The organism is Cryobacterium breve (assembly GCF_027594785.1).
Classification (GTDB): domain Bacteria; phylum Actinomycetota; class Actinomycetes; order Actinomycetales; family Microbacteriaceae; genus Cryobacterium; species Cryobacterium breve_A.
Genome location: NZ_CP075584.1, coordinates 2,514,238 through 2,541,237 on the forward strand (window position 1 = coordinate 2,514,238; position 27,000 = coordinate 2,541,237).

26 protein-coding genes and 3 pseudogenes are annotated in these 27,000 nt (G+C 69.7%); 15 read left to right on the forward strand and 14 right to left on the reverse strand.

What is annotated here, in order from left to right; all coding sequences use genetic code 11:
• Positions 1–183: 183 nt before the first annotated feature.
• The 5 genes and pseudogenes from KIV56_RS12340 to KIV56_RS12360 all read right to left on the reverse strand — a co-directional run bounded on the left by KIV56_RS12340 (position 184) and on the right by KIV56_RS12360 (position 6,160).
• Positions 184–1,885: pseudogene (locus tag KIV56_RS12340) on the reverse strand (long-chain-fatty-acid--CoA ligase).
• Positions 1,882–3,006 carry a threonine aldolase family protein gene (locus tag KIV56_RS12345; RefSeq protein WP_281533668.1) on the reverse strand — a complete coding sequence of 375 codons (1,125 nt, stop codon included), beginning with the start codon at positions 3,004–3,006 and terminating at the stop codon, positions 1,882–1,884. The pseudogene KIV56_RS12340 and the gene KIV56_RS12345 overlap by 4 nt, the downstream one beginning before the upstream one ends.
• A gap of 72 nt (positions 3,007–3,078) precedes the next feature.
• Entirely contained in the window at positions 3,079–4,203 is a 1,125-nt protein-coding gene (locus tag KIV56_RS12350) for an ABC transporter permease (protein WP_281533669.1), read from the reverse strand.
• A pseudogene (locus tag KIV56_RS12355) lies at positions 4,200–5,085 on the reverse strand (ABC transporter ATP-binding protein). Before KIV56_RS12355 ends, KIV56_RS12350 begins: the two are co-directional and overlap by 4 nt.
• Positions 5,060–6,160: an AAA family ATPase gene (locus KIV56_RS12360; protein WP_281533670.1), complete on the reverse strand. Its 1,101-nt coding sequence runs from the start codon at positions 6,158–6,160 to the stop codon at positions 5,060–5,062. Before KIV56_RS12360 ends, KIV56_RS12355 begins: the two are co-directional and overlap by 26 nt.
• Before the next feature lie 52 nt (positions 6,161–6,212).
• Here KIV56_RS12360 and KIV56_RS12365 point away from each other — a divergent pair, with 52 nt between their 5' ends.
• Positions 6,213–6,596, forward strand: a complete 384-nt coding sequence (locus tag KIV56_RS12365; RefSeq protein ID WP_281533671.1) for a hypothetical protein — start codon at positions 6,213–6,215, stop codon at positions 6,594–6,596.
• Between the two features lie 109 nt (positions 6,597–6,705).
• Here the strand turns inward: KIV56_RS12365 and KIV56_RS12370 are convergent, their stop codons facing one another.
• Together KIV56_RS12370 and KIV56_RS12375 are read right to left on the reverse strand one after the other, a co-directional pair.
• A complete protein-coding gene (locus tag KIV56_RS12370) occupies positions 6,706–7,395 on the reverse strand; it encodes an SDR family NAD(P)-dependent oxidoreductase (protein ID WP_281533672.1) in 690 nt (229 codons plus the stop codon).
• 16 nt (positions 7,396–7,411) lie between these two features.
• Entirely contained in the window at positions 7,412–8,797 is a 1,386-nt protein-coding gene (locus tag KIV56_RS12375) for a DUF6421 family protein (protein ID WP_281533673.1), read from the reverse strand.
• A gap of 712 nt (positions 8,798–9,509) precedes the next feature.
• Between KIV56_RS12375 and KIV56_RS12380 the strand changes: the two genes are divergently transcribed.
• Positions 9,510–11,282: a glucose PTS transporter subunit IIA gene (locus KIV56_RS12380; protein ID WP_348648391.1), complete on the forward strand. Its 1,773-nt coding sequence runs from the start codon at positions 9,510–9,512 to the stop codon at positions 11,280–11,282.
• Positions 11,283–11,365: 83 nt separating this feature from the next.
• Here KIV56_RS12380 and KIV56_RS12385 read toward each other — a convergent pair whose 3' ends face one another.
• From KIV56_RS12385 to KIV56_RS12395, 3 genes are all read right to left on the reverse strand, one after another.
• A complete protein-coding gene (locus KIV56_RS12385; RefSeq protein WP_281536143.1) occupies positions 11,366–12,106 on the reverse strand; it encodes a class I SAM-dependent methyltransferase in 741 nt (246 codons plus the stop codon).
• Complete coding sequence (locus KIV56_RS12390; RefSeq protein WP_281533674.1) at positions 12,093–12,578, reverse strand: hypothetical protein; 486 nt, start codon at positions 12,576–12,578, stop codon at positions 12,093–12,095. The genes KIV56_RS12385 and KIV56_RS12390 overlap by 14 nt, the downstream gene beginning before the upstream one ends.
• Positions 12,579–12,701: 123 nt before the next feature.
• Positions 12,702–13,694, reverse strand: a complete 993-nt coding sequence (locus tag KIV56_RS12395; protein ID WP_281533675.1) for an LLM class F420-dependent oxidoreductase — start codon at positions 13,692–13,694, stop codon at positions 12,702–12,704.
• A 151-nt stretch (positions 13,695–13,845) separates the two neighbouring features.
• Here KIV56_RS12395 and KIV56_RS12400 point away from each other — a divergent pair, with 151 nt between their 5' ends.
• The 9 genes and pseudogenes from KIV56_RS12400 (at position 13,846) to KIV56_RS12440 (ending at position 21,128) form a co-directional block, all read left to right on the forward strand.
• The gene (locus KIV56_RS12400; RefSeq protein ID WP_281533676.1) at positions 13,846–14,934 is read left to right on the forward strand and encodes a LacI family DNA-binding transcriptional regulator; all 1,089 of its coding nucleotides are present in this window, start codon (positions 13,846–13,848) and stop codon (positions 14,932–14,934) included.
• A 1-nt stretch (position 14,935) separates the two neighbouring features.
• On the forward strand, positions 14,936–15,490 hold the full coding sequence (locus tag KIV56_RS12405) for an ATP-binding cassette domain-containing protein (protein ID WP_281533677.1): 555 nt from the start codon (positions 14,936–14,938) through the stop codon (positions 15,488–15,490).
• A complete protein-coding gene (locus KIV56_RS12410) occupies positions 15,490–16,563 on the forward strand; it encodes a sugar ABC transporter ATP-binding protein (RefSeq protein WP_281536144.1) in 1,074 nt (357 codons plus the stop codon). Before KIV56_RS12405 ends, KIV56_RS12410 begins: the two co-directional genes overlap by 1 nt.
• A 5-nt stretch (positions 16,564–16,568) precedes the next feature.
• Positions 16,569–17,540 carry an ABC transporter permease gene (locus KIV56_RS12415; RefSeq protein WP_322138611.1) on the forward strand — a complete coding sequence of 324 codons (972 nt, stop codon included), beginning with the start codon at positions 16,569–16,571 and terminating at the stop codon, positions 17,538–17,540.
• Between the two features lie 278 nt (positions 17,541–17,818).
• Entirely contained in the window at positions 17,819–18,550 is a 732-nt protein-coding gene (locus KIV56_RS12420) for a substrate-binding domain-containing protein (protein ID WP_281533679.1), read from the forward strand.
• 68 nt (positions 18,551–18,618) lie between these two features.
• Positions 18,619–18,711: pseudogene (locus KIV56_RS12425) on the forward strand (ribokinase); the annotation flags it as partial.
• 112 nt (positions 18,712–18,823) lie between these two features.
• Positions 18,824–19,486 (forward strand): PfkB family carbohydrate kinase, encoded by a 663-nt coding sequence (locus tag KIV56_RS12430; RefSeq protein ID WP_281533680.1) that lies wholly within the window; start codon positions 18,824–18,826, stop codon positions 19,484–19,486.
• A complete protein-coding gene (gene rbsD, locus KIV56_RS12435; protein WP_281533681.1) occupies positions 19,483–19,866 on the forward strand; it encodes a D-ribose pyranase in 384 nt (127 codons plus the stop codon). The genes KIV56_RS12430 and rbsD overlap by 4 nt, the downstream gene beginning before the upstream one ends.
• A gap of 116 nt (positions 19,867–19,982) precedes the next feature.
• On the forward strand, positions 19,983–21,128 hold the full coding sequence (locus KIV56_RS12440; protein WP_281533682.1) for a glycerate kinase: 1,146 nt from the start codon (positions 19,983–19,985) through the stop codon (positions 21,126–21,128).
• 85 nt (positions 21,129–21,213) lie between these two features.
• On the opposite strand, the gene KIV56_RS12445 is transcribed toward KIV56_RS12440, so the two are convergent.
• From KIV56_RS12445 to KIV56_RS12455, 3 genes are read right to left on the reverse strand one after another with little or no spacing between them, the layout of a single operon-like run.
• Positions 21,214–21,699 (reverse strand): 2,3-bisphosphoglycerate-dependent phosphoglycerate mutase, encoded by a 486-nt coding sequence (locus KIV56_RS12445; RefSeq protein ID WP_281533683.1) that lies wholly within the window; start codon positions 21,697–21,699, stop codon positions 21,214–21,216.
• Entirely contained in the window at positions 21,680–22,015 is a 336-nt protein-coding gene (locus tag KIV56_RS12450) for a histidine phosphatase family protein (protein WP_281533684.1), read from the reverse strand. Before KIV56_RS12450 ends, KIV56_RS12445 begins: the two co-directional genes overlap by 20 nt.
• Positions 22,016–22,058: 43 nt before the next feature.
• Positions 22,059–22,361, reverse strand: a complete 303-nt coding sequence (locus KIV56_RS12455; protein WP_281533685.1) for a hypothetical protein — start codon at positions 22,359–22,361, stop codon at positions 22,059–22,061.
• Positions 22,362–22,508: 147 nt separating this feature from the next.
• Between KIV56_RS12455 and KIV56_RS12460 the strand changes: the two genes are divergently transcribed.
• Positions 22,509–23,345, forward strand: coding sequence for an SDR family NAD(P)-dependent oxidoreductase (locus KIV56_RS12460; RefSeq protein WP_281533686.1), 837 nt, complete (start codon positions 22,509–22,511; stop codon positions 23,343–23,345).
• 13 nt (positions 23,346–23,358) lie between these two features.
• Here KIV56_RS12460 and KIV56_RS12465 read toward each other — a convergent pair whose 3' ends face one another.
• Positions 23,359–24,303 carry an NADP-dependent oxidoreductase gene (locus tag KIV56_RS12465; RefSeq protein ID WP_281533687.1) on the reverse strand — a complete coding sequence of 315 codons (945 nt, stop codon included), beginning with the start codon at positions 24,301–24,303 and terminating at the stop codon, positions 23,359–23,361.
• A 140-nt stretch (positions 24,304–24,443) separates the two neighbouring features.
• On the opposite strand from KIV56_RS12465, the gene KIV56_RS12470 reads away from it, so the two are divergent.
• Genes KIV56_RS12470 through KIV56_RS12480 form a run of 3 tightly spaced genes read left to right on the forward strand, consistent with a single transcriptional unit; the run spans position 24,444 to position 26,998 of the window.
• Complete coding sequence (locus KIV56_RS12470; RefSeq protein ID WP_281536145.1) at positions 24,444–25,463, forward strand: LacI family DNA-binding transcriptional regulator; 1,020 nt, start codon at positions 24,444–24,446, stop codon at positions 25,461–25,463.
• Between the two features lie 9 nt (positions 25,464–25,472).
• Positions 25,473–25,997: a pyridoxine/pyridoxamine 5'-phosphate oxidase gene (locus KIV56_RS12475; protein ID WP_281533688.1), complete on the forward strand. Its 525-nt coding sequence runs from the start codon at positions 25,473–25,475 to the stop codon at positions 25,995–25,997.
• Entirely contained in the window at positions 25,994–26,998 is a 1,005-nt protein-coding gene (locus tag KIV56_RS12480; RefSeq protein ID WP_281533689.1) for an oxidoreductase, read from the forward strand. The genes KIV56_RS12475 and KIV56_RS12480 overlap by 4 nt, the downstream gene beginning before the upstream one ends.
• The last annotated feature ends 2 nt before the right edge of the window (positions 26,999–27,000 follow it).

Sequence of the window (27,000 nt, forward strand, 5' to 3'; positions counted from 1 at the left end):
TGACCCACGATCTAGAACGCGCACGCCGCACCGTTATTCCATGCACACGCATACTGTGCCCTCGGGTTTCCCCGTGTGACGTGTGGCGTGTGCCGCGAAGGCGGGTGAATCGTCGGTTTCAGCGCGCGATAACGACGATTCACCCGCTTTCGCGGGATGGGGTAGCGGGTGGGGGTGGCGGGATTAAGCGGGGGTGGCGGCGTTGAGGTCGTCGCGGACCGTGCGGCGGAGCACCTTGCCCATCATCGAGCGGGGGAGCTCGTCGACCTCGACGATGCGTCGGGGTACCTTGTACGCCGAGAGCCGGGTGCGGCAGTAGGCGCGCAGGGCGTCGACGTCGAGCACGGCGCCTTCGGTGAGCACGATCGCGGCGACGACGTCCTCTCCGCCGTTCTTGCTCGCGATGCCCACGACCGCAGCATCGGCGACGTCGGGGTGCGAGAGGAGGGCGGCTTCGACCTCGGACGGCGACACGTTGAACCCTCCGGTGATGATGAGCTCCTTGATGCGGTCGACGATGGTGACGAAGCCGTCTGCGGAGACGCGCACGATGTCGCCGGTGCGGAGCCAGCCGCCGTCGAGCAGCACCTTGGCGGTCTCGCTCGGCTGGTCCCAGTAGCCGGAGAAGACCTGCGGGCCGCGCACGAGCAGGCTCGCCCTCTTCCTCGACACCGCGGTCGATCGACGGGTCTTTCGGGTCGATGACCCGGATCTCGGTGCTCGGGAACGGCACTCCGACGGTGCCGGGGCGGCGGCTCGGGCCGATCGGGTTTCCGACGGCGATCGGCGAGGCCTCGGTCATGCCGTAACCCTCGACGAGCAGCCCGCCGGTCGCGGTCTCCCAGCGTTCGACGATCGAGACGGGCAGGCTCATCGCGCCCGAGATCGAGAAGCGGATGCTGCGCAGGCTCACGTTCCGTTTCTCGGCAGCGGTGACCAGCCGGTCGTAGATCGGCGGGACCGCGGGAAGGAAGGTCGGCGGAGTGTGCTTCGCGGCATCCAGCAGCAGGTTCTCGTCGAACTTGGGGAACAGCACGAGCCGGGCGCCGGTCGCCATCGCGAAGGTGAGGCAGAGGGTGAGGCCGTAGGCGTGGAACATCGGGAGGACGGCGTAGAAGACCTCCTGGCCCGGGGTGAGGCCGGGCACCCAGGCTTCGCCCTGGAGGGCGTTGGCCCGCAGGTTCGAGTGGGTGAGGATCGCGCCCTTCGGGGTGCCGGTCGTGCCGCTCGTGTACTGCAGCACCGCGGTGTCGCCGAGGGCTGGTCTCGGGTGATTGTGGCGGAGCTTGCGGGCACGCACGAGGGAGGACCACTCGACGGCGTCCTTCGGCAGCTCGGAGACGGTGAGCGCGTCTCGCGAGGACCGGGCCTTCTTGATCGGCAACCGCAGGGCGAGGCGTTTGGCGAGCGGCATCGCATCCGTGAGGTCGACGGCGACGACGGTGCGGAGCCCCAGGTCGGCAGGGAAGTCGCGAACGGTCGCGTAGACCTTGTCCCAGACGATGGCGACCCGGGCGCCGTGGTCTTCGAATTGATGCCGCAGCTCGCGCTCGGTGTAGAGCGGGTTGTGCTCGACGACGATCGCGCCGAGGCGCAACACGGCGTAGAACGCGACGACGTGCTGGGGGCAGTTGGGCAGCACGAGGGCGACCCGGTCGCCCGGCTTCACGCCGAGGCGCAGCAGGCCGTTCGCGACGCGCGAGATCTGCTCCCCGAGCTGGGTGTAGCTCGTGGTGCCGCCGAAGAAGTCGAGCGCGATCGCTTCGGCGTAGAGCCGGCAGGACGCCTCGATCATGCCGACGAGGGTGTCGGAGGGGACGGGGATGGTGCTCGGCACCCCGGGGGCGTATGAGCCGAGCCAGGGTTTGTTGGCGAAGGCGTTCATCGTTGGGCCGGTTCGGGGGTCGGCGCCGTCTCCGGGTCGACCGCGAGCGTGCGGGCCGACGCGAGTTCGTCCTTGAGCGCGGCGACGAAGGCGTCGATGTCGGCCTCCTCGGTGTCGAAGCCGCACATCCAACGCACCTCGCCGGTTGCCGGGTTCCAGTCGTAGAAACGGAATGCCTCGCGCAGGCGGTCGGCGACGCCGGGCGGCAGCACCGCGAACACGGCGTTGGACTGGGTGGGCTGGCTGAAGGAGACGCCATCGATCGAGCCGTCCGCGATGCCGTCGTCGAGGGCGGTGCGCAGCCGGGTTGCCATGCCGTTCGCGTGGCCGGCGTTCCGCAACCAGAGGTCACCGTCGAGCAGCGCGATCAGCTGCGCCGAGATGAACCGCATCTTGGAGGCGAGCTGCATGTTGAGTTTGCGCAGGTAGACGAGGCCGGCGGATGCCTCGGGGTTGAGTACGACGATGCACTCGCCGTACATCATCCCGTTCTTGGTGCCGCCGAAGCTCAGCACGTCGACGCCGGCGTCGCGCGTGAACGCGCGGAACGGGACGCCGAGCGCGGCGGCCGCATTGGAGAGGCGGGCGCCGTCCATGTGCAGGGTCATCCCGTTCGCGTGTGCGTGGTCGGCGATGGCCCGCACCTCCTCGATGCTGTACGCGGTGCCGAGCTCTGTGGTCTGGGTGATCGAGACGACGAGAGGCTGCGCGCGGTGCTCGTCGCCCCAGCCCCAGGCCTGCTGGTCGATCAGGGCGGGCGTGAGCTTGCCGTCTGGCGTGTCGATGGTGAGGAGCTTGATGCCGGCGACCTTTTCGGGGGCGCCGCCCTCGTCCGAGTTGATGTGCGCGGTCGAGGCGCAGATGACGGCGCCCCAGCGCGGCAGCATCGACTGCAGCCCGATCACGTTCGCGCCGGTGCCGTTGAAGACGGGGAAGGCCTCTGTGCCCTCGCCGAAGTGCCGCGCGAACACCTCCTGGAGGCGCTCGGTGTACACGTCTTCGCCATAGGAGATCTGGTGGGCGCCGTTGGCCCTGCCGATCGCCTCGAGGATCTCGGGGTGGACCCCGGAGTAGTTGTCCGAGGCGAAACCGCGCGAGGAAAGGTCATGGAGTTGAGTCACCCCTCCATCCTTGCGCATCCGGCTCCGCCGCCACTGTGAGATGTGCTCGCGGACCGTCTCCCGCGCATCCGCTCAGCCGCGGAGCGCCTCGCGGAAGGTGACCCGCGCGCCCATCCGGAGCAGTGAGTTCGCGTAGATGCGGGACCCGAGCAGGATCACGAGGGCGGTCGAGGCGAGCAGGATCGCGAGGGAGAGCAGGGGTTCCCACCAGGCTGCGGTGCCGAGGAAGATGCGCATCGGCATGCCGACCGGCGCCGAGAACGGAATGTACGACATGATCGCGAGCACGGTGGGGTTGTCGTTGAACAAGATCACCAGGAAATAGGGAATCATCACGAGGACGAGCACGGGCGAGGTCGCCGAACCGACGTCCTCCTGCCGGGACACCATCGACGCCGTTGCCGCGAACAGCGAGGCGAGCATCACGAACCCGAACGCGAAGAACACCGCGAACCAGACGAGCGCCGGGCCGATGTCGCCGAGCAGGACGTGCTGGCCGGTCACCGCCATGCCGATCGAGACGAGCAGGCCGATCGCGACGATCTGCCCGAAGGCCATGATGCTGTTGCCGACGACCTTGCCGGCGAGAAGCGCCCGCACCGGGATGGTCGTCATCAGGATCTCGACGACGCGGGTCTGTTTCTCCTCGACGACGCTCTGCGCGATCGTGGAGCCGAAGGTGATCGCCGACATGAAGAAGACGAGCCCGAAACCGATCGCGACGAGGTAGATGAGGCCCTCGCCCTGTTTCGACGGTTCGAGGAGGGTCACCTCGGGGCGGAGGCTGAGGACGCCGACGACCTCGAGCGGGGTCGCGGAGAGGGCGATCACCCGCAGGGGCAGCGGGTAGCCGGCCTGCGATTCCGCCGGCACGATCGCGGCGGTGACCGTGCCCGCCCGCACGAGTGCCTCGGCGGCGGCGGCATCGTCGGCCTCGACGGCGGTCAGAGTGCCGGCCTGGCGCACGACCTGCGCGGCGGCGGACCCGACCACGGCGACCTTGGGCAGGGTCTGGTTCTGGCTCGCGATGCCGCCGGCGACGACGGACCCGATCGAGACGAGCAACAGGATGCCGGTGGAGATCAGGAAGGCCTTGCTGCGGAGCCTGGCCACGATCTCCCGGGTCGCCACGAGCCAGACGCTGTGCCGAAGCGTCGGTGCCGGATGCCGGTCGGCCGTTCCCGATTGTGTGCTCACTGCACGACCTCCTTGAAGATGGTGGCGAGGCTCGGCCGCTGCTGGCTGAAAGTGGTGACCGGGCCGCGCTCGAGGGCGAGTCGGAGGACGGCCTGGCTTGCGGCATCCGTCTGGGCCTCGAAGACCGCGAAACCGCCGCTCACCTCGAGGACGTCGACGCCGGGCACGGCGCGGACCCAGCCGGCGTCGTCGCCGGTGCGGATCTCGAAGCGCGGGCTGCTGTGCCGCTCGCGAAGTTCCTCGCGGGGGCCGTTCGCGCGGATCTCGCCGCCGGCGATGATGACGAGGTCGTCGCAGAGGCGTTCGACGATGTCGAGCTGGTGCGAGGAGAACAGCACGGGGACGCCGCGTGCGGCGTAACCGCCGAGCACGCCCATCACGACCTCGACCGCGAGCGGGTCGAGTCCGGAGAACGGTTCGTCGAGCACGAGGAACTCGGGATCGTGCACGAGGGCCGCCGCGATCTGGGCGCGCTGCTGGTTGCCGAGGGAGAGCGATTCGACGAGGTCGCCGCTGCGCTCGCCGAGGCCGAGGCTCTCGAGCAGGCTCTGCGGCGTTGCGGCGGGCGGATGCCGGGGGCAGCCCGTGCAGGCGGGCCAGGTAGACGAGCTGCTCGCCGATCTTCATCTTGGGGTAGAGCCCGCGTTCCTCGGGCATGTAGCCGAAGCGGCGGCGGTCATCCGCGGTGAGTGGAACCCCGTCCAGCCGGACGTCGCCGGAGTCGGACGACAGCACGCCGAGGATGATCCGCATCGCGGTGGTCTTGCCGGCGCCGTTCGCGCCGACGAAGCCGGTCAGGCGGCCGTCGGCGATGTCGAAGCTCACGTCGGTGAGCACCCGCCGGGTGCCGAACCGCTTACTGACGTGCTCGATCGAGAGCATGCCCCTCCTCCGTATGCATCATCACGCTAGCGCGAACCGTTGACGTCCGGGACGGCGGTACCGGGGGAGGCCCCGGGGAGGCTCCGAGGAGGCGGCGGGTGAGGGCGCCGCGGGCGGAGACCAGGGCATCGAGGGCCTCCGCGAGGTCCTCGTCCCGGGGCGGCCGGCCCGCCTCGGCGGCCAGCAGCACGGTGCGCCGCATGAGTTCCTTGGCGAAGGCTCCGGTCGCACCGTCGGCGCGAGCGGCGGCGACTCGGATCGCCTCTGAGGAGAGGGGCAGGTCGCCGGCATAGAGCTCGAAGAGTCGCCGCCGGGCCGCCGCATCGGGCAGCGGGATCTCCACGGCGAGGTCGACGCGGCCGGGGCGGTCGGCGAGGGCACGCTCGAGCACGTCGACGCGGTTCGTCGTGAGCACGAAGGCGACGTCGGCATCGCCCTCAAGGCCGTCGAGGGCATCGAGCATCGCGAACAGCAGCGGCTGCGGCCCCTGCGTCAGGGATCGGTCCTCTGCGATGAGGTCGACGTCTTCGAGCACGACGATGGCGGGCTGCATCGCCCGGGCGAGTTCCGCGGCCTGGGTGACGAACACGATGCTGTTGCCGGCCAGCACGACCGCGGTGACGCCGGGAGTGGCGCTGAGCAGGTGCCGTACCGTGAGGGTCTTCCCGGTGCCGGGAGGGCCGTACAGCAGGATGCCGCGCTTCAGGTGCTGGCCGGAGGCGCGCAGCGCCCGCCGGTGCGACCCGATGCCGACGACCTGGCGCAGGATCTCGTCGAGAACGCCCGGCGGCAGGATGACGTCCTCCACCGGGACCTCCGGGCGGGGCAGGAAGTCGGCGCCCGCGGCTCCCATGTTGTATTGATTGCCGCTGAAGGACAGCACCTGTCCGCGCAGCACGCTGCGTTCGAGCATCAGGCGCCGAAGCGCGGAGAGGAACGCGGCGCTCCCGGCCTCGTCGACGGCGAGGATCTCGAGTCGAGCGTTCTGGCGGTTGAACTCGGGCCGGGAACCGCGTTGCAACACGGCGACCGGATGCCCGTCCACGGTCAGCAGGCGCACACCGAAAGAGACCACCCGCCGCTCGGTGTCCGGGCCGGTCGCCGCTGAGATGTAGTCGACGGGCGCCGTGCCGTACTCGACGTACGGGTTGCTGATCAGGCTCCTGGAAGGAGGAGTGCTCCCGCTGCTGGCCGCCGGAGACCCCGATCACCCGGGAACCGGGGCCGGCCGCGAGTTCGTCGAGGGCGATGTCCGCGTCGACCAGACGGTGGGCGGGCAGGTCCTCTGTGACGAGAGGGAGCGTGGTGACGTCGACCTGGAGGAACTCCTGCACGAGAGTGCCGAGCGGTGTGCGCGCCGGGGCAGTGGGCCGCGGGGCGAGGATGAGTTCATCCATGAACCGCCGAACCGTGTCCAGGAATTCCGTTTGGCGATCGTCCATGGTGTGCTCCCCCGAGCCGTCGATGGTGCCGTTTGGTGTCGGTTGGTGCGGTCTGTGCGTTCAGGCTAGTGGTCGAGGGCCCGGCAGGCCACTAACTGTGGCCGGTTCGGACAAGAGTGGCCGGGACACGGGCCGCAGTTGTCCGCAGCGGCCACAGTCGCGCAGGGATCAGGGACGGTCAGCCGAGGGGGATGCGGGTGTTGGTGACGGATGCCGCCGGAACGTCCCAGAGGGCGACGACCCGGTCGGCGAGCTCTGGTTCGAGGCCGTCGAGGGCGCGGACCACGAAGATCGCGGTCGCGGCGGTCTGGCCGCTCGGTGGGGCCGCCTTCGCGAAGCCGTGGCCGACGGCGCGGGTCCAGGTCTCCGCCGCCGACTTCGCCGCGGCGTAGTTCGCACCGCCGGGGGTGGGTGCCTCGACCGAGACCGACGAGACGATGGCGAGGCGGCCCGCCGGCGAGGCCAGCAGATCGGCGTTGAAGGAGCGCGTCGTATTGCGCAGCGTGGACACGATATTCCGGTGCAGGAATGCCCAGTCCTCGTCAGACTGACCGGCGAGGCCGCCGCCCCCGCGCCAGCCGCCGACGAGGTGAATGAGCCCATCGATCATGCCGAGATCGGCATGGACGCGTTCGGCGAGGTCGGTGACGGCCACCACGTCGGCCAGGTCGCAGGTAAAGGGGATCGCGCCGGGCACGCCGTCGACAACCTCCGAGAGGCGCTGCGCATTCGAGCCGACGACGATCACTCGAGCCCCGGCCCCGGCCAGTGCCGCGGAGACGGCCCGGCCGGCCGTGCTCGTCGCACCGGCGACGAGCACGGTGCGGCCGGCGACGAACCCGCGGGCGGCATCCGCTGCTTCGATCATCGTCGCCGGCCCCGGCCTAGTCGCGCCCGGTGATGCCGGCCGTCGACTCGATGACGGTCTTCATCTTCTTGTCGAGCGCCTCGAAGAACATCGAGAGCGGGAATTCGTCGTCGAGCACGAGGTCGGTGTACCCCTTCGGTGGTCCGGCGAGCACGTCGAGAGGCAGCCCGCGCGCCCAGGTGGATGCCGGGTTCGGGGTGAGGGTCTCGGAGATCATCGCGTAGGCGGCGAGCCAGTGCGCCTTCTTCGGCCGGTCGATCGACGCCCAGTAGAGCTCGTCGATCCGGGCGCCCAGCGCGATCACGACGTCGGGGACGGCGTCCCAGTCGAGGCTGAGCGCGGTGTCCGTCCAGTGCAGCACGTGGTGCTGGTGCATCCACGCGAACAGCAGCTGGCCGCCGAGGCCATCGTAGTTGCGCACCCGGCTCCCGCTGATCGCGAAGCGGAAGATCCGGTCGAAGATCACCGCGTACTGCACAAGGCTCGCGTGCCTGCGGGCCTCCGGGCTCGCGTTGTCGTCCCGCGCGATCGTGACCGACTCACGGAAGGCGGTGAGGTCGCAGCGCAGTTCCTCGAGGGAATAGAGGAAGAACGGCATCCGCTGCTTGATCATGAACGGGTCGAACGGGAGATCGCCGCGCATGTGGGTGCGGTCGTGGATCAGGTCCCACATCACGAAGGTTTCCTCGGTGAGGTGCTGGTCGTCGAGAAGTGCTGCGGCCTCGGCGGGCAGGTCGAGGCGGGTGATGGCGGATGCGGCGCCGACGACCCTGCGGAAGCGCGCGGCCTCACGGTCGGCGAAGATCGCACCCCAGGTGAAGGTCGGGATCTCGCGCATCGCGACCGTTTCGGGGAAGAGCACGGCGGAATTGGTGTCGTAACCGGGCGTGAAATCGAGGAACCGGATCGGCACGAACAGCTTGTTCGTGTACTGCTGCTCCAGCTCGGCGATGAACTCGGGCCAGATCACCTCGACCAGGACCGCCTCGACCAGGCGGTTCGTGCTGCCGTTCTGGGTGTACATCGGGAAGGCGACGAGGTGACGGATTCCATCGGTGCGATGCAGCTGCGGCTGGAACTCCATGAGGGAGTCGAAGAAGTCGGGCACATCAAAGTCCTCGGCCGCCCAGCGGGCGAAGTCGCGGTCGAGCGCCGCGAGATAGCCGGCGTCGTGCGGGAAGTACGGGGCGAGTTCCTCGATGGCCGAGCGAATCACGGCGACGTGGCCAGTGGCATCCGTGCGGTCGGCGGGCTCAGGGACCGAACCGTCCTTGGCCTGGATGGCCTGCATCGCGGTGGCGGCGGCCTTCAGTCGCAGCCAAGCCGGCGACGTCGCGAGGTTCGCGGCGTCTTCGAGAACCTCGGGCTCACCGACCAGTGCATCTGCAATGTAATTCGACATGGGAACCTCCCGTCACCGTGAGTGCCGCGGTCGCGGCGGTGTGAACGCGCTTCTCTGCGCGAGCCCCCAGCGTATCCGGGGATAGACGGCGTTTTCATGCGGGCCGTCGCAGTGAATCGCCGTGTTCAGCCGGTTTCGCGCGTGAATAAGGCGCGCCGTGCAGGCCGGTGCCGCCCGTGGGGAGCTCGGGACGTGCGCCGGGTTCGCTCGCGATCTCCCACCGCGCTGTGCTGAAACGATTCAGGCTTCCTTCGCTCGGTGCGGGGGCCGAAATTCATTCGGAGATGTGCACAAAAATCGTGTACGTTGCTAATGATGTGTGAATACCCACACGACTTTCTCAGCCGGCCCACACGGTCGCCCTGAGCCGTGCCACCGGAGACACACGTTCTTAATCCACACCCAAAGGAGTCCAAGGTGGCGTCGAAACCTGCTGCAGAGATTATTCAAAGTATCGGAGGTGCCGGAAACGTCGTGGGTCTTACCCATTGCGCCACCCGGCTCCGCTTCCAGCTCAAGGATGCATCCGGTATCGACCAGGCGGCCGTCGAGGCGATTCCCGCCGTCCTGGGCGCCGTTCCCCAGACCGGGGAACGCTACCAGGTCGTCATTGGTGGAGCGGTTGAGACCGTCTACAACGAAATTATGGCCCTCCCCGAAATGAAGCGGATCAGGCTCCGGCGGATCCAGCGAGGGCGACTCCGTCGCCGACATGAAGGCCGCGGGGAAGGCAAAGGGACCGCGCGGAAAGTTCGCCGCCCTCGACACGTTCTTCGAGGTCCTGTCCGACTCGTTCCGTCCCATCCTCGGTGCGCTGCTGGGCGCGTCGCTGTTCATCACCTTCATGGCCTTGATGGCGACCCTCGGTGTCATCCCGGCCTGGAACGCGCCCGGCGTGACCCTTGACCCGTCCTGGCAGTTCGTGAACCTGATGTGGCAGGGCGTTTTCGTCTTCCTGCCGCTGATGGTCGCATACAACGCCTCCAAGAGGATGGGCGCCGACCCGTGGGTCGGCTTCGGCATCATGGCCGTCGTCATGCTCCCCGGCTTCACCGCCCTGGGGAAGACCGATGGTGCGGAGTCCGTCTTCGGCGGCCACGCATCCGTCGTGCAGATCTTCGGACTGCCGCTGACCGTGTTCGACTACAGCTCGCAGGTGTTCCCGCCGCTGCTGATGGCCGGAGTGCTCGCCGCCCTGACCGTGCTCCTGAAGAAGATCATTCCGTCCAGCGTCCAGCTGATCTTCGTGCCGTTCATCAGCATGCTCATCATGATCCCGCTGACCGCCTTCCTCATCGGCCCGATCGGTGTGTACGGCGGAGCCGGACTCGGTAACTTCCTCAAGTCGATCAACGATTTCTCGCCGTTCATCTTCGCGGTCGTCATCCCGCTGGCCTACCCGTTCATGGTTCCGCTCGGCCTGCACTGGCCGCTGAACGCGATCATGCTGCTCAACATCCAGTCCCTCGGGTTTGACTTCATCCAGGGCCCGATGGGCGCCTGGAACTTCGCGTGCTTCGGCGCCACTGCCGGTGTGCTCTTCCTCGCCATTCGCGAGAAGGACCGCTTGATGAAGCAGACCGCGACGGGCGCTCTCGCTGCCGGTCTCCTCGGCGGTATTTCCGAACCGTCGCTCTACGGAATCCACCTGCGGTTCAAGCGCATCTACCCGCGCATGCTCATCGGTTGCCTCGTCGGTGGAGTCATCATCGGGCTCGGCGGCGGCGTCAAGACCAGCGCATTCGTCTTCACCTCGCTGTTGACCATCCCCGCGTTCGACAACATCCCGCTGTACACGATCGCCATCGCTGCAGCCTTCTTCACCGCGATGATCCTCGTGATCCTCTCCGGCTACCAGACGCCGGAACAGAAGGCGGAAGTTGCCGCCCAGGTCGCGGACGAGGAAGCCGCAGCGGGCAAGAAGTCCGCACACGTCGCATCCGTCGCAGCACCGGTTGCCGCCGGTACCGCGCACGCGGCTACGGCGACCGCACCGAGCACAGGAACGGCGACCGCAGTGGCCACCCTCCTGGCCACGATCGGTTCGCCCGTCGCCGGCATCGTCGTTCCCCTCGACGAGGTCCCTGACCCCGTCTTCAGCAAGGGAATCGTCGGCCCCGGCGTCGGAATCGACCCGACAGAGGACACCGTCTACGCCCCCGCGGCCGGCAAGGTCCTCGTTGCGCAGCCGACCGGCCACGCCTTCGGGCTGCTGCTCGACAGCGGCGTCGAACTGCTCATCCACGTGGGCATCGACACCGTGAACCTCGCAGGCAAGGGATTCGACGTGAAGGTCGCCGCTGGCGACCGGGTCGAAGCCGGCACCCCGCTGGTGACCTTCGACCGCGCAGTCATCGAGGCAGCCGGCTACTCGCTGGTCACCCCGGTGCTCGTCACGAACGCCCGCAAGTTCGGGTCCGTCGACCCGGCCGCTTCCGGCCACGTTCAGGTCGGAAGCCCGCTCCTGACGGTCGCCGCGAAGTAACGGTCGTCATCCGCTAGATCGCTTCACCGCTTCACCGCACAAGGCGGGCAGAGAATTCTCTGCCCGCCTTGTGTTTTTTTGAGTCAGGGGCGCTCAGGGGCGGATGCCGCGCGCAGCCGCCAGAGCGAGGTCACCTCTGCGGCCCTCGCCGCGTGCAGCGGGTCGTCGGCGTCGGCCGCCTTCCGGTGCACGGGCTTCGTGTCGAGGCGTGCGACGACCTCGAGACCGGCGTCGTCGAACTGGTCGAGCAGGGCGTCCCTGGATCGCAGCCCGAGGTGCTCTGCGATGTCGGAGAGCACGAGCCAGCCCTCGCCTCCGGGTGCGAGATGGCTCGCGAGGCCGGACAGGAAGCCCTGCAGCATCTGCCCGTCCGGATCGTAGACGGCATGGTCGGTCGCGGTGACGGCGGCTCCGGGGATCCACGGCGGATTGCAGACGATCAGGGCGGCCAGTCCCGACGGGAACAGGTCGGTGTCCTCGATCGTGACCGTGTCTGTGAGGCCGAGCCTGGCCACGTTCTCTCGTGCGCAGGCCAGTGCGCGCGGGGCCGTGTCCGTGCCGATCACACGGTCGAAGCCACGGCCGGCGAGGATCGCGGCGATCACGCCGGTGCCGGTGCCGATGTCGAAGGCGGTGCGGGAGGCGTCCGCTGCCGCGCTCGTGGTCTCTGTCCCAGTGGCCGCAGTCGACGCGGGAAGCGGGGCGGCGAGCACGAGGTCGAGATACTCGCCGCGCACGGGCGAGAAGACGCCGTAGTGCGCGTGGATGCTGCCGCCGAGCGCTGGGACGTTGACGCCCTTGACCCGCCACTCATGGGCGCCCATCACGCCAAGCAGGCTCGCGCAGTGACGTCACAGTGGGGGTGCGGCCGGCCGGTCCGTAGGTCTCGAGGCAGGCGGCGCGGGCGTCGGGCGCGCGGCGCAGGGCGATCGTGTAGTCGGCGTCGAGGGGAACGAGCACGAGGCCGAGCAGCCGGGCACGCTCGTGGGCGTCGGCCCTGGTTCGCTCGAAGAGGGCGGCCGGGCCGCGGCGCGGCGGATGCGTGCGGCGGCGTGCGGCGTCGATGTGGTCGATCCGCCGGGCGAGGGCGCCGAGCAACTGCCGGGCGTTCTGAAAGTCGCCGGCCCACAGCATCCCGGTGCCCGCCTTGGCGAGGCGATAGGCAGCGTCTGCGGTCATCCGGTCGTCCGCGACCACAACGGTCTCCGGTGCGGGCCAGTGGTTCTCGGAATGCCAGCCGGCGAGCGGGGGCGACGGATGCGTGAGATCGGTGGGCTTCTGCGGCGTGCGGGACATGCGGTCCGCTCCTGTGACACGAACATCGGTAGCAGGGCCTTCGACGCTCGTGCGCGCGGGACTCGTCCCCCCGGACGAGTGCCGGCGGTCTCTCCCGAGTATCGCAGCCACCGGGCGGGGCCGCTACCGGAGGGCGGGCATGACCTCGCGTTCGAACAGTTCGATCCCGGAGCGGTCATATGCCGCCTCGGGAAAGTAGTGGATGGCGTAGCCGAGGCCGCGGTCCTTCATGCCGTTCAGGCGATCGACGATCTGGGCGGGGGTGCCGACGCCTTGCGCGGTTCCGTTACGGTACTCCGCCATGAACGCCTCAGCACCCGGGGCGCCGAGGTAGGGCGTCACGCGGGCTTCGATGGCGTCGAGCCGGTCGGCGACCTCCGCTTCCGTCTCCCCGATCACGGTGTTGTAGTTGGCCGACCGGGTGATGGCGCCGAAGTCCGTTCCCAGGGCGGCGCAGTGCGCAGCGAGCAGTTCGCTCTTGTGGGTGAAGCCCTCGGGTGAACCGTCGAAGTTCGTGTAGTTCGCGTATTGGGCCGCGATTCGCAGTGTCACCTTTTCGCCGCCCCCTGCGATCCAGATCGGGATGCCGCCGTCCTGCAGGGGGAGCGGGCGCACGATCGCGCCGTCCACCTGGTAGTGCGCGCCGTCGAGGGTCGCAGTGCCGGTGGTCCAGGCCTGGCGCATGATCTCGACACCCTCCTCCAGTCGGGCCAGCCGCTCGCCGGGGCGGGGGAAACCGTAGCCGTATGCCCGCCACTCGTGCTCGTACCAGCCGGCGCCGATTCCCATCTCGACGCGGCCGCCGGAGATGATGTCGATCGTCGCTGCGACCTTCGCGAGGTAGGCCGGGTTCCGGTAGCTCATGCACGTGCACATCTGGCCGAGGCGCACCCGACTGGTCGTGGCCGCGAACGCGCTCATCAGGGTCCACGCCTCGTGGGTGGCCTGCTCGCTCGGAACGGGAACGGTGTGGAAGTGGTCGTACACCCAGATCGATTCCCAGTCGGCGGCATCCGCGTGGGATGCGAGGCCGCTCATCGTGGCCCACTGGCTGGCCGGATCGATGCCCACAAGATCGTGACGCCAGCCCTGGGGTATGAAGAGTCCGAATCGCATGAACAGAGCCTACGCCGGGAGGGTGCGACGGGGCGGGGTTCCGGCCTGTTCCGATCGGCAGTTGACAGCGCAGCCGACACCGTCTTAGGATGGAAACGTTTCCATGGAATCGTTTCCACGACGCACGACCCGATCACACAATGAGGTGAGCATGATGAACGCGATCACGATCCGCGAGGTCGCAGCGCTCGCCGGCGTCTCCGTCGCCACCGCCTCCCGGGTGCTCTCCGGCAACCCGGCCACGTCGCCGACCTCGAGGGCACGCGTTGCCTCGGCCGCTGCGGAACTCGACTTCCGGCCGAACGCCCAGGCCCGCGCGCTGCGCGGAGCCCGGACGAACGCCCTCGGCCTCCTGGTTTCCGACGTGCGGAACCCCTTCTTCGCCGACCTCGCCCACACCGTGGAACAGGCGGCCAACCTGCACGGCTTCGTGACCCTGCTCGGCAATGCCAACGAAAGCGCCGACCAGCAGGACCGGTACCTCGACACCCTGATCTCGCGGAGGGTCGACGGCATCATCCTCGCCCCCGTCGGGGCGGAGAGCGACAGCATCCGCGCGCTCATCGCCCGCGAGATCCCCACCGTCTTCGTCGACCGCACGATCGCGGGCATGGACGCGCCGAGCGTGACGACGGACGGAACCGCCGGCATCCGCCAGGCCGTTGAGCACCTCGCGGCAGGCGGCCACACCCGGATCGGCTACATCTCCGGCCCGCAGGCCAGCTCGACCGGTCGCGACCGGTTCGCCGCGTTCACCCGGTGCGTCACCGAGAACGGCCTGAGTGCCGACCCCGCACTCGTCTACTTCGGCGACTACCAGGCGGCAAGCGGCTCGGCCGGAGTGCACGCCCTGCTTGACCTCAGCGAGCCGCCGACCGCCCTGCTCGTCGCCGACAGCCTGATGGCCGTCGGCGCCATCGCCGGCCTGCACGACCGCGGGGTGCGGCTCGGCGTCGACCTCGCCATGGTCGCCTTCGACGACGTCGAGTGGTTCGCGCTGCTCAACCCCGCCCTGAGCGTCATCTCGCACAGCGTCGCGGAGATGGGCCGTACCGCCGTCGACCTCCTGCTTCAGGTCATCGACGGAGGCACCCCTGCCTCGGTCGTGCTGCCGAGCGAACTGATCGTTCGGGCGTCGTCAGCACCCACCGGAACACCGGCACCACCGTCGAGCCCGCCCACCCCGCCCACCCCGTTCGCGGCACCCACAGCCAGTCATAACAGCGTAAGGACGCACTGAAATGAATCCACAACCCTTGGTCACCCTGCAGAACGTGGGCAAGACCTTCGGCCAGGTGACCGTCATCAAGGACGTCACCGTGAGCGTCTACGCCGGCCACGTACAGGTGCTCCTCGGCGAGAACGGCGCCGGAAAATCCACGCTGATCAAGATGATGGCCGGCGTCTACCAGCCCGATGCCGGCCACATCGTCGTCGACGGCGCCATCGTGACACTCCCGACGACCCGCGCGGCGGAGGACCTCGGCATCGCCACCATCCACCAGGAGCCTCAACCTCGTGCCGACCATGAGCGTCGCCGAGAACGTGATGCTCGGGCGGATGCCGACCAGGCACGGCATGGTCGACCGGCGCGCCCTCCGCAACCGGGCGCGTGCCGCCCTCGCCCTGATCGGCCTCGACGTCGACGTGGACACCCCGGTCGGCGAGCTCGGCATCGCCAAGCAGCAGCCTCGTCGAGATCGCCAAGGCGCTCAGCATCAACGCGCGCATCCTCATCCTCGACGAGCCGACCGCAGCACTCACCCGGCACGAGACCCAGGCCCTCTTCGCCGTGATGGCCGACCTCCGGCGTCGCGGCGTCGCGATGCTCTTCATCAGCCACCACCTCGACGAGATCGCCGAGGTCGGCGACACGGTCACAGTGCTGCGCGACGGCGAGTTCGTCGCAGAGGTGCCGGCCTCGACGCCGGAAGCGGAGCTGGTGCGGCTCATGGTCGGCCGCAACATCGAGGACCAGTTCCCCCGCCGCGCCCCCGTGCTCGCCGAGCCTGCCGAGATCCTCGCGGTCGAGAAGCTCAGCGCGCACGGCTCCTTCAGCGACGTGAGCTTCACCGTGCACGCCGGCGAGGTGCTCGGCATCGCCGGACTCGTCGGCGCCGGGCGCACCGAACTGATCCGGGCGATCGCAGGTGTCGACCACTACGACTCCGGCACCGTCGTGGTGCGCGGACACCGGCTTCCGAAGGGCAATATCCCGGCCGCGATCGCCGCGGGCATCGGCCACGTGCCCGAGGACCGCAAGGGACAGGGGCTCGTGCTCGGAGCATCCGTCAACGACAACCTCGGTTACGCGACACTCGCGTCGACCGCCCGCCTCGGGCTCGCGGACTTCACCGGCCAGCGGCGCAGGGCCCAGGCCGTCGCCGAGAAGCTCCGCATCCGGATGCACACCATCGACCAGCCCGTCGGAGCGCTCTCCGGCGGCAACCAGCAGAAGGCGGTCTTCGGCCGCTGGATCATCGCCGCCTCGACCGTGCTGCTGCTCGACGAGCCCACCCGCGGAGTCGACGTCGGCGCCAAGGTCGAGATCTACGAACTGATGAACGCGATCACGGATGCCGGTGGTGCGATCGTCATGGTCTCGAGCGAACTCCCCGAGGTCCTCGGCATGAGCGACCGCATCCTCGTGATGCGGGACGGTCGGATCGCCGGCGAGCTCAGCGCCGCCGACGCCACCCAGGACGCCGTGATGACCCTCGCCGCCCGGGAAGCGGGCAGCACCCAGATCGACGCCATCGTCGACGACATCGAATCCAACGAACCGACCAGCGAACCGATCAGCACAACGACCGACGGCGACCTCGCCGCCGTCACCCCAGACAACGCACCGACCCACGAGAAGGAATGACACTGATGTCCACGACTACCCTGGCCGCGCCGCGCCGCCGCGTCGACTACAAGAAATTCCTTGCCAACAACGGAGCGCTCGTCGGTCTCGTCGTGTTGTGCCTCGCCCTCTTCATCGCCACCCCGGACTTCCTGACCGGGCAGAACCTGCTCAACATCGGCATCCAGGTCTCCACCGTCGCCGTGCTCGCATTCGGAATGACCTTCGTCATCGTCGCGGGCGGCATCGACCTGTCGGTCGGCGCGGTCGCCGCCCTGGCCGCCATGGTGTCGAGCTGGCTCTTCGTGGCCGCCGGGCTTCCCGGCTGGCTCACCCTGCTCGGCGGGCTCGCGACCGGGCTCCTCGCCGGGATGGTCAACGGCCTCGCGAACGCCTACGGCAAGCTGCCCTCGTTCATCGCGACCCTCGCCATGCTGAGCGTCGCGCGCGGCCTCACCCTCGTCATCTCCGACGGCCGCCCGATCAAGACGGCGCCGGAGGTCTCCTTCCTCGGCGGAAACCTCGGGCCCGTCCCGATGCCGATCGTCGTGCTCCTCCTCTCGGCCATCGTCGCCTCCTTCGTGCTCAACCGCACGGTGATCGGGCGGTCGATGTACGCGGTCGGCGGCAACGCCGAGGCCGCTCGCCTGTCCGGGCTGCCGGTGAAGCGCATCCTCGTCACCGTCTTCGCGCTCGCCGGCCTGTTCGCGGCGCTCGCCGGGCTCCTCCTCGCCGGGCGGCTCGACTCCGCGCAGCCCCAGGCCGCGGCGGGTTACGAGCTCGACGCCATCGCGGCCGTCGTCATCGGTGGCGCGTCGCTCTCGGGCGGCCTCGGCAAGATCTCGGGAACCTTCGTCGGCGCGCTCGTGCTCGTCGTCATCCGCAACGGCCTCAACCTCCTGAACGTCACCTCGTTCTGGCAGCAGGTCGTCATCGGCCTCGTGATCGCCCTCGCCGTCGGCGTCGACGTGCTGCGCCGCAAGACGCGCAACAGCTGACCGCTACTACTCCACCGGCACCCTTTCCCCTTCCCCTCCATCGCTCAACCCAAAGGAATACACAATGAAGTCGTCCTCTTTCCGCAGAATCGCCGCCGTCACCACCGCAGCCGCCCTCATCCTCGTCGGCACGACCGCGTGCGGCCGGGGCGGCGGGGACTCGGCATCCGGCACCAAGATCGTGCTGGCCGTCTCCACCCTGAACAACCCGTTCTTCGTCGAGGCTCCGCGACGGCGCCCAGGCCGCCGCAACCGCCGCCGGCCTCCAGCTCAACATCGTGGATGCCCAGAACGACTCGGCGACCCAGGCCAACCAGCTGGCCACGGCCGCGTCGAGCGGGGCCAAGCTCGTCATCGTCAACCCCGTCGACTCGGATGCCGCCGGCTCGGCGGTCAAGGCGCTCAACACCTCGAACATCCCGGTCATCGCCGTCGACCGCACCGTCAACGGCGCAACCGTCGCCTCCCTCGTCGCGAGCGACAACGTCGCCGGCGGCAAGCAGGCCGCGATCGAGCTCGCGACCGCCATGGGCGAGAAGGGCAGCGTCATCGACCTGCAGGGTGTCTCCGGAACCAGCGCGAGCCGCGACCGCGGGGCCGGCTTCGAGGAGGGCATGAAGGCATACCCGAACATCACCGTCGTGGCCAAGCAGACCGCCAACTTCGACCGCGCGACCGCACTCGACGTGACGACGAACCTGCTCCAGGCCCACCCTGAGGTGACCGGCGTCTTCGCCGAGAACGACGAGATGGCCCTCGGCGCCGTGCAGGCGCTCGGATCCCGCGCCGGGACCGACATCAAGGTCGTCGGCTTCGACGGAACCACCGACGGACTCGCCGCGATCACGGCCGGCACCCTCGCCGCCACGATCGCCCAGCAGCCCGCCGAACTCGGCAAGCTCGCCATTGAACTGGCCGTCAAGACGCTCGCCGGCGAAAAGGTCGACGCGACCGTCCCCGTCGAGGTCGTCACCGTCACGAAGACGAACGTGGGCGACTTCACCAAGTGAGTTCCTTCACCCCGACCGCTGACGGCGGCCCGATCGTCGTCGTCGGATCGATCAACATCGACCAGCTCATGGTCGTCGAACGGCACCCCACGCCAGGCGAAACACTGATGGCGGTGTCGATGGAGTTCCTGCCCGGGGGCAAGGGCGCCAATCAGGCCGTCGCGGCCGCCCGGCTCGGCGCACATGTCAGCCTCGTCGGGGCCATCGGGACGGACCCGGTCGCCGGGCTGGCGACCGTGCTCCTCCAGCGAGCCTGCGGTCGACATGTCCGCCGTGTCTGTCATCGACGGCCCGACCGGCCTCGCCCTCGTCACCGTGGCCGACGACGGGGAGAACACCATCGTCGTCGTCCCCGGCGCGAACGCGGCCGTGGGGGAGAACCTCGTCGGGGCCGCCGCCGACCTCATCGCGCGGGCATCCGTCGTCGTGCTGCAGGGTGAGATCCCCGCCGCCGGAATCGAAGCGGCCGCCCGCCTCGCCACCGGCCGGGTCGTGCTCAACCTCGCTCCGGTGATCACGGTCGACCCCGACACGATCCGGCGTGCCGACCCGCTCGTCGTCAACGAGCACGAGGCCGCACTGGTCCTCGCGCTCGTCGATCCCGGCGCCGACATCCCCGGCGAGGACGCCGAACTCGTGGCCAGGCTCCGCGCCTGGGGCGTTCCCGCCGTGGTGCTGACCAGGGGAGAACAGGGTGCGATCTGCTCCGATTCCCTCGGCACGACCACGGTCCCTTCGCCCCGGGTCGCCGCGGTGGACTCCTCCGGCGCCGGCGATGCCTTCGTCGGGGCGCTGAGCGGGCGGCTCGCCGCCGGCTCCAGTCTCCTCGACGCCGTGCGCCTCGCGGTCCGGGTCGGCGCGTTCGCCGTGCGCACGCTCGGCACGCAGCAGTCGTACCCCGGCGCGGACGACGAACTGCCCGAGGTGAAGAAGTGAAGCGGACCGGCATCCTGAATGCCGACCTCTGCGGAGCCCTCGCCCGCCTCGGGCACACCGACCTGGTCCTCCTGGCCGATTGCGGCATGCCGATCCCCGCCGGGGTTCCCGTGATCGACCTCGCTCTCGTCCACGGTATTCCGCGGTTCGAGCAGGTTCTCGATGCCCTGACCAGCGAGATGGTGTTCCAGCACTGCATCGCCGCAGAGGAAGCGAAGGGCGCCCCGGCGGGTGCGTGGCTGGCCGCGCGCTTCGACGGGATCGAGTACATCAGCCACGAGGAACTCAAGGCGCTCTCCGCGTCGGCCAAGCTGTTCATCCGCACGGGCGAGGCCACGCCGTACGCGAATGCGGCCCTGGTCTGCGGGGTGTCGTTCTGAGCCACGGCTCGGGAGATCGACGTGGTGCACCGAAACGGCCACACTGAAGGGGCCGGGGAAATCTCCCCGGCCCCTTTTCTCCACCCCATCGGTTGTGCCCGGCAGAGGATCAACGCATGAAGTTCGTTCTGGCACCCGACTCCTTCAAGGAATCGATGACCGCGGCGGAGGCCGTGGTCGCGATGGAACGCGGCATCCGCTCGGTGCTGCCGGATGCCGTCTGCATCGCCGCTCCGATGGCCGACGGCGGCGAAGGCACGGCCGAAGCCCTCGTGGCCGCGCTCGGCGGCACCCTCGTCACGGCCGAGGTGCCGGATGCTCTTGGACGGATGGTGCCGGCCCGCTACGGGTACGTCGCCGCAGAGGAGCTCGCGATCATCGAGATCGCCGCGGCCGCCGGCATCCACCTCGTCGCGGTCGCCGACCGTGATCCCCGGATCGCGAGCACCTTCGGGGTCGGCCGGCTGATCACAGACGCGCTCGACCGGGGCGCACGCCGGTTCATCGTCGGGCTCGGCGGATCGGTCACCAACGACGGCGGTGCGGGCATGCTGCAGGCGCTCGGGGCGAGGCTCCTCGACGTCGACGGCGCCGAGCTGCCCCGCGGAGGCGCAGCCATTGCCCGCCTTGCCCGGATCGACCTGACCGGGTTCGATCCGCGACTCGCGGGCGCGACCTTCCGGATCGCGTGCGACGTGACCAACCCGTTGCTCGGCCGGAGTGGCGCCAGTCGGGTGTTCGGACCCCAGAAGGGTGCGGATGAGTCGGCCGTCGCCGAGCTCGACGCCGCCCTGGGCGTCTTCGCCTCCGTCGTCCTGGCGACGACGGGGCGCGAGGTCGCCACGGTCGCAGGGGCCGGAGCCGCCGGCGGGCTTGGAGCGGCCTTCCTCGCCTTCTTCGACAGCATGATGCAGCGCGGCGTGGATGTCGTGATGGAGGCCGCTCACCTCTCCGAGTCGATGGCGGGAGCCGACTTCGTGTTCACGGGGGAGGGCAGCATCGATGCCCAGACCCTCGGCGGGAAGACCCCGCTCGGCGTCGCGGAGACCGCGGCCAGGCACGGCGTGCCCGTGATCGCCTTCGCCGGCCGGGTCGGGGAGGGCGCCGAGGCGCTCTATGAGCACGGGTTCGCCGCCCTCGTTCCGATCGTGCCGGGCGTCTGTACCTTGGCGGAGGCGCTCGCCGCCGGCGCAGCCAACCTCGAGCAGGCCGTTGCGACGACCTGCCGCCTGCTCACGGTTCCGAAGCACGCCGGACCCTAGCTCCCGGCAGCCGCTCCCTGGGCCGAGTTGCGGATAAAACACCTTCCGTGAGCGCGGGAGGGTGCTTTCTCCGCAACTCGAGGGGCTAGGTGCCGCCGTCGGCGGTGAGCCGGGCCGCGGCGGGCAGTGCGGCGGCGGAGTCGAGGTAGTGGCCGCCGGCCGAGAGCGGGTGCCGCGGGAGCACGCCCGCCGGGGTGGGTTGCTGCGCGAGGTCGGCGGCCGTGAAGCGATAGACGAGCGGATGCCCGGTCGGGAGATTGAGCCGGTGGATCGCGTGGTCGTCGAGGCCGTCCAGCAGCGCGCAGTAGGCCCGGAGCGAGTTTCCGTGGGCGACGACGAGGACGGTCTGGCCGAGGCGGAGGCGAGGAACCACCTGTTCGGCATGGAAACGGCCGACCCTCGCCATGACGTGGCTGAGCGCTTCGGTGCGGGTCAGGGCTTCGGCCGGGAGCCCGCGGAACAGGGCCGAATCGCGCGCGGCCGCGAAGGCCTCATCGTCGAGGGGCGGCGGGGCGGTGTTCACCGACCGGCGCCAGGCCAGGAACTGGGCCTCACCGAATTCCGCACGCACGTCGGCCTTCGAACGACCGGTCAGGGCGCCGTAATTGCGCTCGTTGAGCCGCCAGTCGGCCAGCGGGGCCGCGGGGCGGGGGCGCAGGCTCCTCGGCCAGGATCTCGGCCGTTCGCCGGGCCCGCTGGAGGGACGACGTGAACACCACGTCGGGGTGCAGGTTCGCCGCGGAAAGGAGTTCCGCGGCAGACCGGGCCTCCGCAGCCCCCTGATCGGACAGCGGCGCGTCGAGGATCCCGGTGAACAGGCCGGAGGCATTCGCCGTGCTCTCGCCGTGCCGGAGGAGCACGAGGGGACCGGGAGTGCGGGTGCTCACTGGCCTGTCCTCTCGGCGTTCCGACCGGGACGCTCCTGTCAGGCTATCGCTCGCCCCGCCCGGCCCTGCCAGGCGCGGCGTCGGCCGGGCGTTCGCTCGGCGTGGCGTTCTCGGTGAGGCGTTGGAAGAGCAGGTCGCGCTGCTGGTCGGTGAGCTTGGCGAAGGCCTCGGTGTGCACCTGTTCGATGGTTTCCGGCGGCGCCGTGCGCAACAGGTACTGGTAGCGCTCGACGGCGATCTCGTCATCGGTCCGCTGCGGGCTGGCGCCACGCGTGGTGGGTGCGGTGCGGGCCTGCGACGTTGTGCCCTGTTCGTCGCGGCCGAAGAGGCGGTCGAGGAATCCCATGGTGTGCTCCTGGAAAGTCGGGTATTCGAGGTGGCTCGTCGATCGGTGCCGTCCACGATGCCAGCCCGGGCTGGGTATGCACTGGGCTTCCGGCATGCTCTCCGGGCGGCGGCTCCCGGACCGGCGGCGATGATGAATGATGGAGGCATGACTCGAACCGTTTCCGGAGCCCGCGTGCTGATTACCGGCGCTGCCAGCGGCATGGGCCGCCTTTACGCCGAGCGGGCCGTCGCCGAGGGGGCGCGGGCGGTGATCCTGTGGGACCGGGACGCCGCCGCCCTCACCAGGACGGCCGCTCGCCTCTCCGAGGGCGCCACCGGCACGACGGCCGTGTTCCCGTACGTCGTCGACATCGGAGACCTCGGTGCGATCGCGCAGACCGCCCAACGCGTGCGCACGGAGATCGGAAACCCGGACATCCTGATCAACAACGCCGGGATCGTGCGCGGCGCCTTCTTCTGGGAGCACGACAACGGCGACGACACGCGCCCGACCATGCAGATCAACGCCCTCGCCCCGATGTACATCGCCCGCGAGTTCCTGCCGGGGATGATGAGCACCAACGGCCGTGAATCGCGGATCGTGAACATCGCCTCGGCGGCGGGCTTGCTCTCCAACCCGCGGATGAGCGTGTACGCGGCCTCGAAGGCCGCCCTGATCGGGTGGAGCGATTCCCTGCGGCTCGAACTCGTGCAACAGGGCTTCAGCCGGGTCAAGGTCACCACGGTGTCGCCGAGCTATATCTCGACCGGCATGTTCGACGGCGCTCGCGGGCCGCTCCTGACTCCCATACTCACGCCGGAATACGTCGTCGACCGAGTCTGGCGGGCCATGCTCGCCGGGACCCCGCAGGTGACCATGCCGTGGACGGTCGGGCTCTCGAAAGTGCTGCGGGGCATCCTGCCGCTGCCGGTCTGGGACCTCGTGGCGGGCCGCGTCTTCGGTGTCTACAACACCATGGACGACTTCGTCGGCCGCAGCTGACCGGAAGGGCGGGTCAGGGCAGCAGCACGATCTTGCCGCGCGGATGCCCGTGCTCGCTGAGCTCCTGGGCTGCGGCGGCCTCGGCGAGTGGGAAGGCCGCCGCGATCTCGACGTCGAACCGCCCGGCGGCGGCCAGCTCGGTGGCGAGTCGCAGGCCCTCAGCCCTGAGCCCGATCTGCTCGGGGGTGAGCGGGACCGGGCTGCCGCCTGACCAGGCCTGGATGCCGAGCTCAGCGGCCTTCCAGCCGACCACGATGGTCCCGATCCTGCTGCGGTCGGCGACGAGCGCGAAGGAAGCCTCGAGGGCCTCGTCGGTGCCGGCGGCATCCAGGACGACGTCGACGCCCTGCGGTGCCACCGCACGGATGCGATCGACGAGACCGGGCCCGTACACGACCGGGATGGCTCCGAGTTCCGCGAGCCTGGCCTGATTCGGCTCGCTCGCCGTCGCGATCACGGTCGCACCGTCGAGCAGGGCGAACTGGATCGCGGCCTGGCCGACGCTCCCGGAACCGCCGTGGATGAGCAGGGTGTCTGCGGACCCCAGCCCGAGCGAGCGAAGCGCCTGGTACGCCGTTCCGGCGGGCACTCCGAGGGCCGCGGCCTCCGCCCAGCCGAGGCCATCCGGCTTCCGGGTGAGCTGAGCGGGAGTCGCCGTCACGTGGCTGGCGTAGGCCCCGGCAGCGCCGAGCACGATCACGTCATCCCCGACCGCCCAGCCGGTCACGCCGGTGCCGACGTCGACGATCCGGCCGGCGGCGTCGGAGCCCGCCCGCCTCGGCGTGGTGATCGGGCCGGTCGGGCGGATGGCCCTGCGGATCTTCCAGTCGATCGGGTTCACGCCCGCCGCCCTGACGGCGACGACGACCTCGCCGGCGGACGCCCGGGGTTCGACCGCCTCGACCAGCTCGAGCACCTCGGGTCCGCCGAATTCGGTGTACTGAACGATCTGGGCCATGGGCGTCTCCTCGTGTCGGTGGAGGGCGGGATGACAACCCCCACTCGCATTTTGACACCTCTGTGCCTCGGCAATAGTCTGGGCATCAGCTTGGAAACGTTTCCACTTGACGCAGTCCCGGCAGGGCAGGGGGTGCAGTGATGGTCACGATCACGATCAAGGACGTTGCCGCGCTCGCCGGCGTGTCCGTCGCGACCACGTCCCGGGTGCTCTCCGGAAACCCGGCCACCTCGGCGGACGCCCGCTCGCGCGTGCATGCGGCCGTGGCGGAGCTCGACTATCGCCCGAACGCCCAGGCCAGGGCGCTGCGGTCCACCCGCACGCACGCGATCGGCCTGCTCGTGCCGGATGTCCGGAACCCGTTCTTCGCCGATCTCGCCCATACGGTCGAGCAGGCCGCCCTCGTGCACGGCTTCGTGACGTTGCTCGGCAATGCGAACGAGCGGAAGGACCAGCAGGACCGATACCTCGACAACCTGATCGCCCGGCGGGTCGACGGCATCATCGTCGCGCCGCTCGGGGACGGAAGCGGCAGCATCCGCTCGGTCGTCGGACGGGAGATCCCGGCCGTCTTCATCGACCGCACCATCGAGGGCATCGACCTGCCGAGCGTGACCACGGACAGCGATACCGGGATTCGGGAGGCGGTCGATCACCTCGCCGCGCTCGGGCACACCCGGATCGGCTACATTGCGGGGCCGCAGTCCACCTCGACCGGCCGCGAACGCTACGCGAGCTTCGTGCGGGCCGCCGGCGACCGGGGCCTCAGCCTCGACCCCGCGCTCATCGTCTTCGGCGACTTCCAGCCCGAGAGCGGCTCCGCGGCCGTGCGCACCCTGCTCGCGCTCACCGAACCGCCGACCGCGCTGCTGGTCGCGGACAGCCCGATGGCGTTCGGCGCGATCGGCGCGATCCAGAAGCTCGGCCTCCGGATCGGCACCGACGTCGCCCTGGTCTCCTTCGACGACATCGACTGGCTCGCCCTGCTCGACCCACCCGTAAGCGTCATCGCGCACAGCGTCGCGGACATGGGCCGGATCGCCGTCGAGATGCTCAGGACCGTGATCGACGGCGGCAGACCCGAGTCCGTGCGCCTGCCCAGCCGGCTGGTCGTCCGTGCCTCCTCGGCGACCCCGGTCGATCCCAGCCGATCCCGCTAGGCTCGGCGCGTGACCGAATCCTTCCGTTCCCTGTTGCGCTCCCTGCCGGACTTCCCGGCCTCCCTCCCGCCGTTCGACGCGAAGGCCGCAGAGCCCGATCCCGCCCTGCTCTTCCAGGGCTGGCTCGCCGCCGCCCTCGCCGCCGGGGTGCCGCAGCCGCACGCCTTCAGCCTCGCCACGGCGACCGCTGACGGCCAGCCATCCTCACGGATGCTGATCCTCAAGAACATCGACGAGGCCGGCTGGCACTTCGCGAGCTCCGCGAAATCACGCAAGGGGCTCGAGCTCAGTGAGAACCCGCGCGCAGCGATGAACTTCTACTGGCCGCAACAGGGCAGGCAGGTGCGCGTGGTCGGTTCGGTGATCGAACTCTCGGCGGAGGCATCCGCGCAGGACTGGGACGAGCGCCCGGGCGCCGACGGCCGCCCCAACCCGAGCTGGCGGCTCTACGCGCTTCGGCCGAGCGAGATCGAGTTCTGGCAGGCGAGCGCCGACCGGAACCACGTGCGCTACCGGATCGAGGTGTCGGAATGACCGCCGCCTCGCCGAAGAAGTCGCCGAAGAATTCCGGCTGGACCGCCGCGGACATCCCCGACCTCCGCGGCCGCACGGCCATCGTCACGGGAGCGAACTCGGGCCTCGGCTTCGTGACGGCGTCCGAACTGGCCGGGCACGGGGCATCCGTCACCCTCGCCGTGCGCGATCTCGCCAGGGGCGAAGACGCCGCGCGGCGCATTCTGGCCGGGCTTCCTACTGACCGGGCAGCGAATGCCGCGGTGCAGGTGCGCGAACTCGACCTGTCCAGCCTCGCCTCGGTCCGGGCCTTCGCGAGCGCCTGGCTCGCCGAGCACCCCGAAGGGCTTGACATCCTCGTCAACAACGCGGGCGTCATGAACGTGCCCCAGCGCCGGACGGCCGACGGATTCGAACTCCAGTTCGGCACCAACCACCTCGGCCACTTCGCGCTCACCGGACTGCTGCTGCCCGGCCTGCTCGCCCGCGCCACCGCGGGCACGGACCCCGGCCGGAAGCCCCGGGTCGTCACGCTCTCCTCCACGTTGCACCGGCGCGGCCGGATGAACTTCGACGACCTGATGGGCGAGCAGAAATACAAGGCCTGGGATGCGTACGGCCAGAGCAAGCTCGCCAACCTGCTCTTCACGAGCGAGCTGCAGCGCCGGTCCGACGCAGCAGGGACGCCCCTCCTCGCCCTCGCCGCCCACCCCGGATATGCCAGCACGAACCTGCAGTCCGTCGGCGCCAGCATGCGCGGCAGCGGCTTCGAGCGCCGCCTGACGGCTCTCGCCAACCGGGTCCTCGCCCAGCCGGCCGAGATGGGGGCGCTGCCCACGCTTTATGCCGCGACCGAGCCGGGACTTGCCGGGAACACCTTCGTCGGGCCCGACGGCTTCGGCGAGCAGCACGGCCACCCGCATCCGGTCGGGCGGTCCGAGCGGGCCGGCACCCGAGCGGATGCCGTGCGCCTGTGGGAGGAAAGCGAACGGCTGACCGGGGTCACCTTCGATCTCGGCTGACG